Source organism: Staphylococcus sp. EG-SA-14 (assembly GCF_017151935.1).
Taxonomy (GTDB): domain Bacteria; phylum Bacillota; class Bacilli; order Staphylococcales; family Staphylococcaceae; genus Staphylococcus; species Staphylococcus aureus.
The window spans coordinates 1-246 of record NZ_JACVZM010000108.1 but is presented as its reverse complement, the minus strand read 5'-3'; the positions used below and the strand labels follow the sequence as shown (position 1 = coordinate 246).

The window sequence follows — 246 nt, the reverse complement described above, 5'->3', positions numbered from 1 at the left end:
CCTAAAATATAAATCACTAATGTTGATAAAAAGGCAGGCGTTAATCCATGGAACATATGGAATTCAACATCATCAATTACCGTATGATTAATCGAAGATGTAGCTGGTTCAATAATCGAATTAGTTATCACTATCAAGGCGATGATAGCAAAATATATGCTGCTGCATTTACGGCTGCAATATTCCATTTAATCAACCATGCAACATTTAAAGGTGCCCTATTTATGATTACAGGTGCAGTGGATC

General features: G+C 35.0%; 1 pseudogene. It reads left to right on the top strand.

Going from position 1 to position 246, the window contains the following annotated elements:
• Positions 1-119 precede the first annotated feature (119 nt).
• Positions 120-246 (top strand): annotated as a pseudogene (locus IDG63_RS14835) (hypothetical protein); the annotation flags it as partial.